Raw genomic sequence first — 13,349 nt, 5'->3', positions numbered from 1 at the left:
AGGCCGCATCTGGATACGCGATCAGACGTTGAAGCGGAACTCCACCACGTCGCCGTCCTGCATGACGTACTCCTTGCCCTCCATGCGGGCCTTGCCCTTGGCGCGGGCTTCGGTGACCGAGCCGCACTCGACCAGGTCCGCGAAGGAGATGACCTCGGCCTTGATGAAGCCGCGCTGGAAGTCGGTGTGGATCACGCCGGCGGCCTCGGGGGCGGTGGCGCCCTTCTTGATGGTCCAGGCGCGGGTTTCCTTCGGGCCGGCCGTCAGGTACGTCTGGAGGCCCAGGGTGGTGAAGCCGACGCGGCCGAGGGTGGCCATGCCCGGCTCCTCCTGGCCGACCGACTGGAGGAGTTCGAGGGCCTCGTCGTCCTCCAGCTCGATGAGCTCCTGCTCCAGCTTGGCGTTCAGGAAGATCGCCTCGGCCGGTGCGACCAGGGCGCGCTGCTCGTCCTTGAAGGCCTCGTCCGTCAGCTCGTCCTCGTCCACGTTGAACACGTAGAGGAACGGCTTCGTCGTCAGCAGGTGGAGCTCGTGGAGGAGGTCGCCCTGCTCCGTGCCCTTGGTGATGCCCTTGGAGAAGAGGGTGTCGCCGGCTTCGAGGATCTTCTGGGCCTCGACGACCGCCGCCAGGACCGCGACCTTCTCCTTCTGGAGGCGGGACTCCTTCGTCAGGCGCGGCACCGCCTTCTCGATGGACTGGAGGTCGGCGAGGATCAGCTCGGTGTTGATCGTCTCGATGTCGTCCTTGGGCGAGACCTTGCCGTCGACGTGGACGACGTTCTCGTCCTTGAAGGCGCGGATGACCTGGCAGATCGCGTCCGACTCGCGGATGTTCGCGAGGAACTTGTTGCCGAGGCCCTCGCCCTCCGAGGCACCGCGCACGATGCCCGCGATGTCGACGAAGTCGACGGTCGCCGGAAGGATCTTCTGCGAGGCGAAGATGCCCGCGAGGACGGCCAGCCGCTGGTCCGGGACACCGACGACGCCGACGTTCGGCTCGATGGTGGCGAACGGGTAGTTGGCCGCCAGCACGTCGTTCTTGGTCAGGGCGTTGAACAGGGTCGACTTGCCGACATTCGGCAGGCCGACGATTCCGATCGTGAGCGACACGTTGGCGACTTCCCGTAGCTGGAGGGGGCGGCGGCCCGGGGATGGACCATCGGACAGTTTACTTTCCGATGAGTGGCAGTCGTTGTACGCGTGTCCGGGTGCCCGGACGGGGCCCTCCCCGCCTAGTTTGGTGGGGTGGAGCACTACAGGACGCGTTCAGTACGTCACCCGGGAGGGCAAGCCGCGGGAGCACCCCGCCCGCCGCGGCCCGCCCCTGCCCGGCGGCTGCCCCGGCCCCGGCTGACCGGACTCGGCGGCGGGCTGTTCGCGTGCGTCGGGATGGCGCTGGCCGCCGGGATCGTCTGGCTGCTGTTCGACTCCTCGCTGTTCGCGTACGGGCTGCTCTTCCTGCCCGTCGCCGCCGCGACCGCGCTCTGGGTGCGGCCCGCCGACCTGATCACCGCGCCCATCAGCGCCCCGATCGCCTTCGCGGTCGGGGTGTGGCCCGTCTCCGGCGGCTCCGGGGGCTTCGGCGGGCAGCTGATGGGGATCGTCTCGGCGCTGTCCCTGCACGCCGGGTGGCTGTACGCGGGCACGGTCGTGGCCGCGCTGATCGCCCTGGTCCGCAAGGCCGTGCTGATCGGGAAGCGGCGGATGCCCAGGCGCGTCGCCTAAGCGCGTCGCCTAAGCGCGTCGCCTGGGCTCCGACCCCGCCCAGGCGCCCCGCCCGGGCACCGCCCCCGCCCGGGCAAGGCCCCTCAGCCCTTCGCCCCCCGCGCCCCCCGCGCCGCCATCGCCGCCCCGACGATGCCCGCGTTGTTCTGGAGCTCGGCCGGCACGATCTCCGCCCGGATCCCCTCGATCAGCGGCAGGAACTTCTCCGGCTTGCGGCTCACCCCGCCCCCGATGATGAAGAGCTCCGGGGAGAAGAGCATCTCCACGTGCTCCAGGTACCGCTGCACCCGGTGCGCCCAGCGCTCCCAGGTCAGGTCGTGGTCCTCCTTGGCCTTCACCGACGCCCGCGTCTCCGCGTCGTGGCCCTTGAGCTCCAGGTGGCCCAGCTCGCTGTTGGGGACCAGCCTGCCGTCCGTGAAGAGCGCGCTGCCGATGCCCGTCCCGAGCGTGAGCAGGATGACCGTCCCCGACCGGTCGCGCCCGGCCCCGTACGTCATCTCCGCGACCCCGGCCGCGTCCGCGTCGTTCAGCACCGTCACCGGCCGCCCGCCGAGACGGTCCGAGAGCAGGGCCGCCGTGTCGGTCCCGATCCAGGCCTTGTCCATGTTGGCCGCCGAACGGGTGATCCCGCCGGTGACCACCCCCGGGAAGGTGACCCCCACCGGGCCGTCCCAGTCGAAGTTGCGCACGACCTCGACGACACAGCCGGCCACCCCGTCGGGGGTGGCCGGCTGTGGTGTCAGTACTTTGTGCCGCTCCTGGGTCAGCTCACCGCGGTCCAGGTCCACGGGAGCGCCCTTGATGCCGGTTCCGCCGATGTCCACGCCGAAGATCTGCATGGGAACACCGTAGAGAAAACAGCGGGGACGGGCCTACTTCTCGGCGACGAGTTCCGCCGCTTCGGCGCGCAGATCGCGGCGCAGTTCCTTCGGCAGCGAGAAGACGATCGACTCCTCGGCCGTCTTGACGATCTCCACGTCCACGTAGCCGCGCGCGGCCAGCCACTCCAGGACCTCTTCGACCAGGACCTCCGGCACCGAGGCGCCCGAGGTCAGGCCGACCGTGGTGACGCCCTCCAGCCAGGCCTCGTCGATCTCGCTCGCGAAGTCGACGAGGTACGCGGCGCGCGCGCCGGCGTCCAGGGCGACCTCGACCAGCCGGATCGAGTTCGAGGAGTTCTTGGACCCGACGACGATGACCAGGTCGGAGTCGGCGCCCATCACCTTGACCGCGGCCTGACGGTTCGAGGTGGCGTAGCAGATGTCGTCGCTCGGCGGCGAGACCAGCAGCGGGAACTTGGTCTTCAGCGCGTCGACCGTCTCCATCGTCTCGTCGACGGAGAGGGTGGTCTGGGAGAGCCAGACGACCTTCGACTCGTCGCGCACCTCGACGTTCGCGACGTCGTCCGGGCCGTCGACGATGGTGATGTGGTCGGGGGCCTCGCCGGAGGTGCCGATGACCTCCTCGTGGCCCTCGTGGCCGATGAGGAGGATGTCGAAGTCCTCGTTGGCGTACCGGATGGCTTCCTTGTGGACCTTGGTGACCAGCGGGCAGGTCGCGTCGATCGTCGCCAGCTTGCCGCGGGCGGCTTCCTCGTGGACCACGGGCGCCACGCCGTGCGCGGAGAACATCACGATGGAGCCCTCGGGAACCTCTTCGGTCCGTTCGACGAAGATGGCCCCCTTCTTCTCCAGGGTCTGGACCACGTACTTGTTGTGCACGATCTCGTGGCGGACGTAGACCGGCGCACCGTACTGCTCGAGAGCCTTCTCGACAGCGATCACGGCTCGGTCGACGCCCGCGCAGTAGCCGCGGGGCGCGGCGAGCAGGACACGGCGGGAAGCGGGAGCAGTCATAGGCTCCATCGTACGGGGGTCTTCAGCAGGCCGGTCGTCCCCCGTTCGGCACAAACTGGGTCGAACCTCTGTACCGGCTCTCCCCCGGAGGAACGATGGCGTCCGCGACGGAACCCAGTACGGCTCCCGAGGCGCCCGCGGCGCTGCGGCGCAGCCTCGGCTTTCGGGACCTGGTGGTCTACGGACTGCTGTTCATCGCTCCGATGGCCCCGGTCGGGGTGTTCGGCACCCTCGACGCCCGGTCGCACGGGGCGGTCGCGCTCGTCTACCTCTGCGCGACGGTCGCGATGGCCTTCACGGCCTTTTCGTACGCGCAGATGGTGCGGGTGGCCCCGCAGGCCGGCTCGGTCTTCACGTACGCCCGCAAGGGGCTGGGCGAGGGCCCGGGGCTGATCGCCGGGTGGATGGCGATGCTCGACTACCTGCTGATCCCGGCGGTGGCGTACCTCTTCTCCGGGATCGCGATGAACGCCCTGGTCCCGGAGGTCTCGCGGTGGGTGTGGACGGCGCTGGCCGTGGTGATCACCACCTTGCTGAACCTGTGGGGCGTACGGGCGGCCGCGCGGGTGGGCTTCGCCGTGCTGGCGATGGAGATCGTGGTGCTGCTGGTGTTCCTGGTCGCGGCGGTGGCCGCGCTGGTCCGGGGCGGGGCGCAGCGCGGCTGGCTCTCCCCGCTGACCGGTGACGGCTCGCTGGGCTTCTCGATGGCGGCCGTCCTGGGCGCGGTGTCGGTGGCGGTCCTGTCGTACCTGGGCTTCGACGCGATCGCCTCCTTCGCCGAGGAGGTGACCGGGGGCTCGGAGCGGGTGGCGCGGGCGGTGCTGTTCTGCCTGGCGCTGACCGGGGTGCTGTTCATCGCGCAGACCTACCTGGCCGCGCTGCTGACCCCGCTCTCGGCGGCGGAGCTGGCCGCCGCCCCGGCCGAGCAGGGCCCGGCCTTCTACAACACCGTGGAGTCGGCGGTCGGGCCCTGGCTGCACGACCTGGTGGCGGTGAGCAAGGCGATCGGCGCGGCTTTCGCGGCGCTGGCCGGGCAGGCGGCGGCGGGCCGGCTGCTGTTCGCGATGGCCCGCGAGCGGCGGCTGCCGCGCCTCCTGGCGCGGACCTCGGACGGGACCCCGCGCCCGGCGCTGCTGGTGGCGGCGACGGTGACGTTGGTCGCGGCGGTGTGGGCGGCGCGGCGCGACGACGGGCTCGACCATCTGGTGTCGGTGGTGGACATCGGGGCGCTGGTGGCGTTCACCCTGCTGCACGCCTCGGTGGTGGGCTGGTTCGTGGTGAAGCGGCGGCAGGGCGAGCCGGACTGGCTGCGGCACCTGGTGGTCCCGGTGCTGGGCGCGGCGGTGACGGTCGCGGTGATCGTCGAGGCCTCCTGGACGGCGCAGCTGGTGGGTGCGGTGTGGCTGGCGGTGGGCCTGGGCGTGCTGGTGGCCCAGCGGGACCGACGCGCGGGCGATCGCGCGGCCGGGCCCGGAGACGGTGTCAGCTCTGGCGGTTAGCCTGCGTGCATGGGTCTGAATACGTCGGCTGACGCGCCGCTGCCGGTCGGTCAGGTGTCCCGGCTCATCGGGGGCTGGATCGACAGGCTCGGCCAGGTGTGGGTGGAGGGGCAGATCACTCAGCTGTCCCGGCGGCCGGGGGCGGGGGTGGTCTTCCTGACGCTGCGCGACCCGTCGCACGACATCTCGCTCAGCGTGACCTGCTACCGCCAGGTGTACGACGAGGTCGCGGACGCGGTGACGGAGGGCGCGCGGGTCGTCGTACTGGCCAAGCCGGAGTGGTACGCCCCGCGCGGGCAGCTGTCCCTGCGGGCCACCGAGATACGGCCGGTGGGCATCGGGGAGCTGCTGGCCCGCCTGGAGAAGCTCAAGCGGCTCCTGGCCTCCGAGGGCCTGTTCGCGCTGGACCGCAAGAAGCCGCTGCCGTTCCTGCCGCAGCTGGTCGGGCTGGTGGTGGGGCGGGCCTCGGCGGCGGAGCGGGACGTCCTGGAGAACGCCCGGCGGCGCTGGCCGGCGGTCCGCTTCGAGGTCCGCAACGTCGCCGTGCAGGGGGTGCACGCGGTGCCCCAGGTGATCCAGGCGGTCAAGGAGCTCGACGCGCTGCCCGAGGTGGACGTGATCATCGTGGCGCGCGGCGGCGGCAGCGTGGAGGACCTGCTGCCCTTCTCCGACGAGGAGGTCGTACGGACCGTCGCGGCGGCCCGTACCCCGGTGGTCTCGGCGATCGGGCACGAGCCGGACTCCCCGCTGCTGGACCTGGTCGCGGACCTGCGGGCGTCCACGCCCACGGACGCGGCGAAGAAGGTGGTCCCGGACGTGGGCGAGGAGCTGGAGCGGGTACGCCAGCTCCAGGCCCGGGGGCTGCGCGCGGTGCGCGGGCTGCTCGACCGGGAGGAGCGGGGCCTGGACCACGCCCTGGCGCGGCCGGTCTTCGTGCATCCGCAGCGGATGGTGGAGACCCGGGAGGCGGAGGTCGAGGCGCTGCTGGCCCGTGCGCGCCGGACGCTGGGGCACCTGCTGGACCGGGCGGAGTCGGAGCTGACGCACACCCTGGCCAGGGTGGTGGCGCTGTCTCCGGCGGCGACCCTGGAGCGCGGGTACGCGGTGCTCCAGCGGGCCGACGGGCACGTGGTGCGCTCGCCCGGGGAGGTCGGGCCGCAGGAGGTGCTGCGGGCGCGGGTCGCGGCGGGCGAGTTCCACGTGCGGGTCGACTCCGTCCCGCAGGCCGAACCGGCCCCCGGACCGGACGCCGAACCGGCCCCGGAACCGGAGGCCGAGCGGTCCCCTGAACCGGCCGAACCGGCCGCGGACGCCGGCTGACGACACCGGCCGGCGAGGACACGTTCCGGCAACAACTTCGTTGTATTGCACAGATAAGGTGGGATCGGGAATGGCTGAAACCAATACGGCGCTGGGGTACGAGCAGGCCCGGGACGAGCTGATCGAGGTCGTCCGCAAGCTGGAGGCGGGCGGCACCTCGCTGGAGGACTCGCTGGCGCTCTGGGAGCGCGGCGAGGAGCTGGCGAAGCTCTGCCGGCACTGGCTGGAGGGGGCCCGCGCCCGGCTGGACTCGGCGCTGGCCGCCCGGGACGGGGCGACGGAAGGGGCCGGGGACGGCCGCGGAGAGTGATCCCCGTCACCGGTACGGCGGTTTAGTTGAAAATTCACATACCTCGGCTCTAGAGTCGGACACATCGCGCTTCACCTCCGTAAAGAAGAAGGCTTTCCGATGTCTCTCGTTCTCGACGCCGCCGCCCAGGACCTGCTGTTCCGCGAGGCCCGCACCGCCAACTCGTTCTCCGACGAGCCGGTGACCGAGGAGCAGGTCCAGGCGATCTACGACCTCGTGAAGTACGGCCCGACCGCTTTCAACCAGACCCCCCTGCGCATCACCCTGGTCCGCTCCCCCGAGGCCCGCGAGCGTCTCGTGAAGCACATGGCCGAGGGCAACCAGGCCAAGACCGCCGCCGCCCCGCTGGTCGCGATCCTCTCCGCGGACAACGAGTTCCACGAGGAGCTCCCGCAGCTGCTGCCGCACTTCCCGCAGGCCAAGGACGCCTTCTTCTCCGAGCGCCCGGTCCGCGAGCAGTCCGCCCTGGTCAACGCCTCGCTGCAGGCCGCCTACTTCATCGTCGGCGTCCGCGCCGCCGGCCTGGCCGCGGGTCCCATGACCGGCCTGGACTTCGCCGGTGTCCAGAAGGAGTTCCTGGACGCCGACCACACCCCGCTGATGGTCGTCAACATCGGCAAGCCGGGCGAGAACGCCTGGTTCCCGCGCTCCCCGCGCCTGGAGTTCGACCAGGTCATCACCACCGTCTGAGTCCGGACCCCGCACGCGGACGAGAGGCCGCCCGCCCCGGATCCCCGGGGCGGGCGGCCTCTCGTCTGCGTGCGCGCGGGCCGCGCGGGGCTCACTTGCCCTGCTTGAACTCCAGCGCCGCCGCCATCGCGCCCAGCTGCTCGTAGGAGGCCGTCCCGGTCACCACCGTGACGTGGCCCTGCTCCTGCCGCACGAGGGCGTCGTACTTCTCGCCCTCCCAGCGCTCCCAGGGCTGGTCGCCGACCTGCTGCCGCTCCCCGGTGGCCTGCGCCTGCTGGGTCAGCTTGGCGATGTGCTTGGCCGAGGCGTCGCTGGACTGCTCCACCGCCACGTACTGCTGCTGCGGGTCGAGGAAGCCCAGGTGCCAGGCGTTGGCGTCCTTGCGGGAGAAGGTGACCGAGGTGGCGCGCCACTGCTCGGGCAGCCCCACGGGCGCGGCGACCGGGTACGGAGCCGCACGGCGGGCCGTGAGCGTCTCCACCCGGTAGTCCACCACGCGCGTCGGGTCGGCTTTCTCGTCATGCGGGATGAAGATGTAGATGCCTCCCACGACGAGACCGATCACCGCCAGCGACCGGACCATGTCCCAGATCGTCTGCTTGCCTTTCATACCTGCCACGGCACCATCGTCCCGCATCGCCGGGAGTGATCACCGCCGGGGTCGGCGTGGCGGCAGCGCCGAAGACGCCCGCGAGAACGCAAGATGTCCGCTCAGGACAACCGCCTGACCGATATTCCGCTCATACGTGACCCGCCCTGCTCAATATGTCGACGTACCGATAGAGTTCCAGCACCCTCACATCCCGGCCGTCGTCGTACAGAAAGGTGCGCTCCGATGACCGAGCACAACCTGCCGCCCCAGCTCGAAGTCTCCCCGGAGGCTCCCGACCGCAACCTCGCCCTGGAACTCGTCCGGGTCACCGAAGCCGCCGCCATGGCCGCCGGCCGCTGGGTGGGCCGTGGCGACAAGCTCGGCGCCGACGGCGCCGCGGTCAACGCCATGCGCACCCTGATCTCCACCGTCTCGATGAACGGCGTCGTCGTCATCGGCGAGGGCGAGAAGGACGAAGCCCCGATGCTCTTCAACGGAGAGCGGGTCGGCGACGGCACCGGTCCCGAGGTCGACATCGCCGTGGACCCGATCGACGGCACCACCCTGAACGCCAAGGGCATGCCGAACGCCATCGCCGTGCTGGCCGCCGCCGACCGCGGCACCATGTTCGACCCGTCCGCGGTCTTCTACATGGAGAAGCTGGTCACCGGCCCCGAGGCCGCCGACTTCGTCGACATCAACGCGCCCGTTTCGGTCAACATCCGCCGCGTCGCCAAGGCCAAGAACATGGCCGTGGAGGACGTCACCGTGGTCATCCTGGACCGCCCCCGTCACGAGGGCATCGTCAAGGAGATCCGCGAGACCGGCGCCCGCATCAAGTTCATCTCGGACGGCGACGTGGCCGGTTCGGTCATGGCGGTGCGCGAGGGCACCGGCGTCGACCTGCTCCTGGGCATCGGCGGCACCCCCGAGGGCATCATCTCGGCCTGCGCCATAAAGTGCCTCGGCGGCACCATCCAGGGCAAGCTGTGGCCCAAGGACGAGGCGGAGCGCCAGAAGGCCCTCGACGCGGGCCACGACCTGGACCGGGTCCTGCACACCAACGACCTGGTGTCCGGCGAGAACGTCTTCTTCGTCGCCACCGGCATCACGGACGGCGAGCTGCTGCGCGGCGTCCACTACCGCTCGGAGACCGCGACGACGTCCTCGCTGGTCATGCGCTCGAAGTCGGGCACGATCCGGCAGATCGACTCCACCCACCGGCTCTCGAAGCTGCGCGCCTACAGCGCGATCGACTTCGACCGCGCCCAGTAGGAGCGGTCGGGCCGGCTGAACGGCACATACGAGAGGGGCGGTCCCGCGTGCGGCGGGACCGCCCCTCTCGTATGTGTACGGTGCTTCGCCCCCACGGAGTGCGACGGGCCGCGCCCGGGCTCAGCCCGCGGCGGCGATCGGACCGCTGCCGGTACCGGGCCTCAGCTCGGCCGCCCGGCGCCGCCGCCGGGCCAGTACGACGCGCCGTTCGGCGGCGGTGAGCCCGCCCCAGACCCCGTAGGGCTCGGGCTGGAGCAGCGCGTGCTCCCGGCAGGCGACCATCACGGGGCAGCGCGCGCACACCCGCTTGGCGGCCTCCTCACGGGCGAGCCGGGCCGCGGTGGGCTCCTTGGAGGGCGCGAAGAACAGACCGGCCTCGTCCCGGCGGCACACCGCCTCCGCATGCCATGGGCCGTCCTCTTCCCTCGCCGGCACCCGCGGCCTCGGCACGGCGGTCGGACGCGCCTGAAGGCTCTTGACGGCGGCTACCTGCAGGGACTGATGCGGCGGATGCGGCACGGTCTACTCCTGACGACGTATACGCGAGCGAGAGACGATGCACCTGTCCCTACCCGCTGTACGCGCCCCTATGCACTGGGTGCCGCGCGTCGGCCGCTCCGGGAAACTTCGACCGAAACGCGTCCCCCGCACCACTCGCGCGCCGGCCGCGGCCGAGGGGTACGCATACCGGGCTCAGCCCTCCAGGCGCTTGCGCATCCGGTGGGCCAGGTCGACCAGGCGGCTGCCGAGCTTCGGCCGGGCCTCGATGTTGCCCAGCAGCGCGAAGCCGCGGACGATCACCACCGGCGCCTGGGGGTCGGTGTCGCCGCGGCTCTCGCCGTGCACCTCGAAGTTGCCGAGGACCCCGCTGCCGTAGCCGCGGAGCGTCACGTTCTCCGGCACCAGGATCTCGACGTTGCCCAGTACGGCGGTCGCGTAGATCTCGGTGACCTGCTGCTCGAAGACGGCCTGGGTGAGGTCGATGGTGATGTCGCCGAAGACCGAGATCGCGCGGGTGTTCGCCCCCGGGCGCCAGCGGCCCTTGCGGGAGGAGCTGCTGAACACGGCGACGACGGTCTCGGCCGGCCCGGAGACCGGTGCGGCGGCGGGGACGGCGGGAGCGGCCGAGGGTGCGTAGCCCGGACCGGTACCGGCGGCGGCCGGGAGGTCACGTACGAGCACGTCCAGCTCCCCGACCGTCTTGACGGCGTAGAGGGAGTCCAGGCGGTCGGAGTGCTCCTCGGCGGTCAGCCGGCCTTCGGCGACGGCGTCGGCGAGGATCTGCGCGATCCGGTCCCGGTCGGCGTCGGAGGCGCGCAGCTCGGCGGCCGGGGAGGCAGCGGATGCGGCGGGGGCGGCGGGGTGCTTTTCCAGGTCCACGTCACACAGCATAGCGAGACACGATAGATCGCGATACTCCCCCGGCGGCCGGTGAGCCTTGCCCTCGACGTCGACGTCGACGTCCAGTGAGCCTTACCTCACAGACACGGCCGCGCGGCGAGGTCCTACGCTGGTAAGCCGCGCTGCCAATTGGTCGCCAGCGCCGTCTGCCGAGTGAGGAATGACTGCCGTCATGCCAGAGTTTGCGTACACCGACCTGCTGCCCCTGGGCGAGGACACCACCCCCTACCGGCTGGTGACCTCCGAAGGCGTCTCCACCTTCGAGGCCGACGGCCGTACGTTCCTCAAGGTCGAGCCTGAGGCGCTGCGCAAGCTCGCCGAAGAGGCGATCCACGACATCCAGCACTTCCTGCGCCCCGCGCACCTCGCGCAGCTGCGCCGCATCATCGACGACCCCGAGGCGAGCGCGAACGACAAGTTCGTGGCCCTGGACCTGCTGAAGAACGCGAACATCGCGGCGGCCGGGGTCCTCCCGATGTGCCAGGACACCGGCACCGCCATCGTCATGGGCAAGCGCGGCCAGAACGTGCTCACCGAGGGCGGCGACGAGGCGGCCCTGTCCCGGGGCATCTACGACGCGTACACGCGGCTGAACCTGCGCTACTCGCAGATGGCCCCGATCACCATGTGGGAGGAGAAGAACACCGGCTCGAACCTGCCCGCGCAGATCGAGCTGTACGCGACCGACGGCGGTGCGTACAAGTTCCTCTTCATGGCCAAGGGCGGCGGCTCGGCCAACAAGTCCTTCCTCTACCAGGAGACCAAGGCGGTCCTCAACGAGGCCTCCATGATGAAGTTCCTGGAGGAGAAGATCCGTTCGCTCGGTACGGCGGCCTGCCCGCCCTACCACCTGGCGATCGTGGTCGGCGGCACCTCGGCCGAGCACGCGCTGAAGACCGCGAAGTACGCCTCCGCCCACTACCTGGACGAGCTGCCCCGCGAGGGCTCCCCGCTGGGCCACGGCTTCCGCGACGAGGCCCTGGAGCAGCAGGTCTTCGAGCTGACCCAGAAGATCGGCATCGGCGCGCAGTTCGGCGGCAAGTACTTCTGCCACGACGTGCGCGTGGTGCGCCTGCCCCGCCACGGCGCCTCGCTGCCCGTCGCGATCGCCGTGTCCTGCTCGGCGGACCGCCAGGCCACCGCGAAGATCACCGCCGAGGGCGTCTTCCTGGAGCAGCTGGAGACGGACCCGGCGCGCTTCCTGCCGGAAACCACCGACGAGCACCTGGCCGAGTCCGCGGACGTGGTCTCCATCGACCTGACCCAGCCGATGGACGAGATCCTGGCGACCCTGACCAAGCACCCGGTCAAGACCCGCCTGAGCCTGACCGGACCCCTGGTCGTGGCGCGCGACATCGCGCACGCCAAGATCAAGGAGCTGCTGGACTCCGGCGCGGAGATGCCGCAGTACCTCAAGGACCACCCGGTCTACTACGCCGGCCCGGCGAAGACCCCCGAGGGCTACGCCTCCGGCTCCTTCGGCCCGACCACGGCCGGGCGCATGGACTCCTACGTCGAGCAGTTCCAGGCGGCGGGCGGCTCCAAGGTGATGCTGGCCAAGGGCAACCGCTCGCAGCAGGTGACGGACGCCTGCGGTGCGCACGGCGGCTTCTACCTCGGCTCGATCGGCGGCCCGGCGGCGCGCCTCGCCCAGGACTGCATCAAGAAGGTCGAGGTCCTGGAGTACGAGGAGCTCGGCATGGAGGCGGTCTGGAAGATCGAGGTCGAGGACTTCCCGGCGTTCATCGTCGTCGACGACAAGGGCAACGACTTCTTCCAGAACCCGGCCCCGGAGCCGACGTTCACCCACATCCCGGTGCGCGGTCCGGGTCTGTAGCGCGTAGGTGAGGGCCCCTCTGCCGAACGGCGGAGGGGCCCTCACGCATGTCGGCCGATCGGCAGATGGAGCCGGGGGCGCCGGGCGGCGAGGCTTCTCACGTAGCCAAACAGTCCTCCAAGCACGGGAGTTCGACATGAAGAACCGTACGCGCGCCCTCGCCCTGGCCGGCTCCGCCGCCGCGCTCGCCACCGTGATCGGCGCGGCCCCCGCCCCGGCGGCCCCGGCCGCGCCGAAGGTGGCCTCGGCGCACGGCGGCGGCACGGTGCACTACCCGTACGTGCCCGCTTCGCACGACATCCGCTTCACGGTCGACGCCGAATCGGTGCCGTGGAGCCGGCCCTTCCCGGGGGTCGAGCACGGCCTTCCGACCGATGCCCGCGGGCGCGTGACCGTCTACCACGCCCAGCCGGAGGCGAACTTCACCGGCGTCGCCGAGGCCGAGGTGGACTGCCTGGTCACGGGCGGCAGGACGGCGACGGTGACCGCGGTGGTCAAGTCGTCGAACGTGCCCGGCTGGGAGGGCAAGCGGATCGGCCTGAGCATCCAGGACGGCGAGCGCGGCGCACCCGACCGGGTCGGCTTCTCCTGGGGCATCGCGAACGTCGACATGAAGCCGGACGGCTCGGCCGCCGAGGCCACGGTCGGCACCTGCATGGCCCCGGCCCCCTTCACGGAGGTCACGAAGGGCAACTTCAAGGTCACCCCGGCCCCCCTGGCCCCGCAGCCGAAGCCGTAGCCGAAGCCGAGGCGGTAGCCGTAGGCGCCGCCGGCGGGGCGGGCCGCGGACTCCGCCCCGCCGGGCCCGTCGCGCGCCGCGGGCGGGCGGCATCCGGTTAACGTC

The 13,349-nt window shown here is 71.3% G+C and carries 14 protein-coding genes; 8 read left to right on the top strand and 6 right to left on the bottom strand.

Going from position 1 to position 13,349, the window contains the following annotated elements; genetic code table 11:
• Positions 1 to 21: 21 nt before the first annotated feature.
• Complete coding sequence (gene ychF / locus ACZ4TG_RS26340; protein ID WP_468166986.1) at positions 22 to 1,110, bottom strand: redox-regulated ATPase YchF; 1,089 nt, start codon at positions 1,108 to 1,110, stop codon at positions 22 to 24.
• A gap of 279 nt (positions 1,111 to 1,389) precedes the next feature.
• On the opposite strand from ychF, the gene ACZ4TG_RS26335 reads away from it, so the two are divergent.
• Positions 1,390 to 1,725: a DUF6542 domain-containing protein gene (locus ACZ4TG_RS26335; RefSeq protein ID WP_468166984.1), complete on the top strand. Its 336-nt coding sequence runs from the start codon at positions 1,390 to 1,392 to the stop codon at positions 1,723 to 1,725.
• A gap of 83 nt (positions 1,726 to 1,808) precedes the next feature.
• Here ACZ4TG_RS26335 and ppgK read toward each other — a convergent pair whose 3' ends face one another.
• Entirely contained in the window at positions 1,809 to 2,564 is a 756-nt protein-coding gene (ppgK, locus tag ACZ4TG_RS26330; RefSeq protein WP_468166982.1) for a polyphosphate--glucose phosphotransferase, read from the bottom strand.
• 33 nt (positions 2,565 to 2,597) lie between these two features.
• Complete coding sequence (locus ACZ4TG_RS26325) at positions 2,598 to 3,590, bottom strand: 4-hydroxy-3-methylbut-2-enyl diphosphate reductase (protein WP_468166980.1); 993 nt, start codon at positions 3,588 to 3,590, stop codon at positions 2,598 to 2,600.
• A gap of 86 nt (positions 3,591 to 3,676) precedes the next feature.
• On the opposite strand from ACZ4TG_RS26325, the gene ACZ4TG_RS26320 reads away from it, so the two are divergent.
• The 4 genes from ACZ4TG_RS26320 (at position 3,677) to ACZ4TG_RS26305 (ending at position 7,400) form a co-directional block, all read left to right on the top strand.
• On the top strand, positions 3,677 to 5,080 hold the full coding sequence (locus ACZ4TG_RS26320; protein ID WP_468166978.1) for an APC family permease: 1,404 nt from the start codon (positions 3,677 to 3,679) through the stop codon (positions 5,078 to 5,080).
• A 9-nt stretch (positions 5,081 to 5,089) separates the two neighbouring features.
• The gene (xseA, locus tag ACZ4TG_RS26315) at positions 5,090 to 6,400 is read left to right on the top strand and encodes an exodeoxyribonuclease VII large subunit (protein ID WP_468166976.1); all 1,311 of its coding nucleotides are present in this window, start codon (positions 5,090 to 5,092) and stop codon (positions 6,398 to 6,400) included.
• Positions 6,401 to 6,470: 70 nt separating this feature from the next.
• Positions 6,471 to 6,710 carry an exodeoxyribonuclease VII small subunit gene (locus ACZ4TG_RS26310; protein WP_468166974.1) on the top strand — a complete coding sequence of 80 codons (240 nt, stop codon included), beginning with the start codon at positions 6,471 to 6,473 and terminating at the stop codon, positions 6,708 to 6,710.
• Between the two features lie 99 nt (positions 6,711 to 6,809).
• A complete protein-coding gene (locus tag ACZ4TG_RS26305) occupies positions 6,810 to 7,400 on the top strand; it encodes a malonic semialdehyde reductase (protein WP_468166972.1) in 591 nt (196 codons plus the stop codon).
• Between the two features lie 91 nt (positions 7,401 to 7,491).
• On the opposite strand, the gene ACZ4TG_RS26300 is transcribed toward ACZ4TG_RS26305, so the two are convergent.
• Entirely contained in the window at positions 7,492 to 8,010 is a 519-nt protein-coding gene (locus tag ACZ4TG_RS26300; RefSeq protein WP_468167297.1) for a DUF4245 domain-containing protein, read from the bottom strand.
• A 225-nt stretch (positions 8,011 to 8,235) separates the two neighbouring features.
• Between ACZ4TG_RS26300 and glpX the strand changes: the two genes are divergently transcribed.
• The gene (glpX, locus tag ACZ4TG_RS26295; RefSeq protein ID WP_468166970.1) at positions 8,236 to 9,267 is read left to right on the top strand and encodes a class II fructose-bisphosphatase; all 1,032 of its coding nucleotides are present in this window, start codon (positions 8,236 to 8,238) and stop codon (positions 9,265 to 9,267) included.
• Between the two features lie 120 nt (positions 9,268 to 9,387).
• On the opposite strand, the gene ACZ4TG_RS26290 is transcribed toward glpX, so the two are convergent.
• The gene (locus tag ACZ4TG_RS26290) at positions 9,388 to 9,786 is read right to left on the bottom strand and encodes a WhiB family transcriptional regulator (RefSeq protein ID WP_468166968.1); all 399 of its coding nucleotides are present in this window, start codon (positions 9,784 to 9,786) and stop codon (positions 9,388 to 9,390) included.
• 174 nt (positions 9,787 to 9,960) lie between these two features.
• On the bottom strand, positions 9,961 to 10,647 hold the full coding sequence (locus ACZ4TG_RS26285; protein ID WP_468166966.1) for a DUF1707 SHOCT-like domain-containing protein: 687 nt from the start codon (positions 10,645 to 10,647) through the stop codon (positions 9,961 to 9,963).
• A gap of 193 nt (positions 10,648 to 10,840) precedes the next feature.
• On the opposite strand from ACZ4TG_RS26285, the gene ACZ4TG_RS26280 reads away from it, so the two are divergent.
• Both ACZ4TG_RS26280 and ACZ4TG_RS26275 read left to right on the top strand, forming a co-directional pair.
• Entirely contained in the window at positions 10,841 to 12,505 is a 1,665-nt protein-coding gene (locus ACZ4TG_RS26280; protein WP_468166964.1) for a fumarate hydratase, read from the top strand.
• A 136-nt stretch (positions 12,506 to 12,641) separates the two neighbouring features.
• A complete protein-coding gene (locus tag ACZ4TG_RS26275) occupies positions 12,642 to 13,244 on the top strand; it encodes a hypothetical protein (protein WP_468166962.1) in 603 nt (200 codons plus the stop codon).
• Positions 13,245 to 13,349: the final 105 nt, after the last annotated feature.

The organism is Streptomyces sp. NPDC028314 (genome assembly GCF_055565795.1).
The sequence above is the reverse complement of the archived record's forward strand: the minus strand, read 5'-3'. Positions and strand labels throughout refer to the sequence as shown.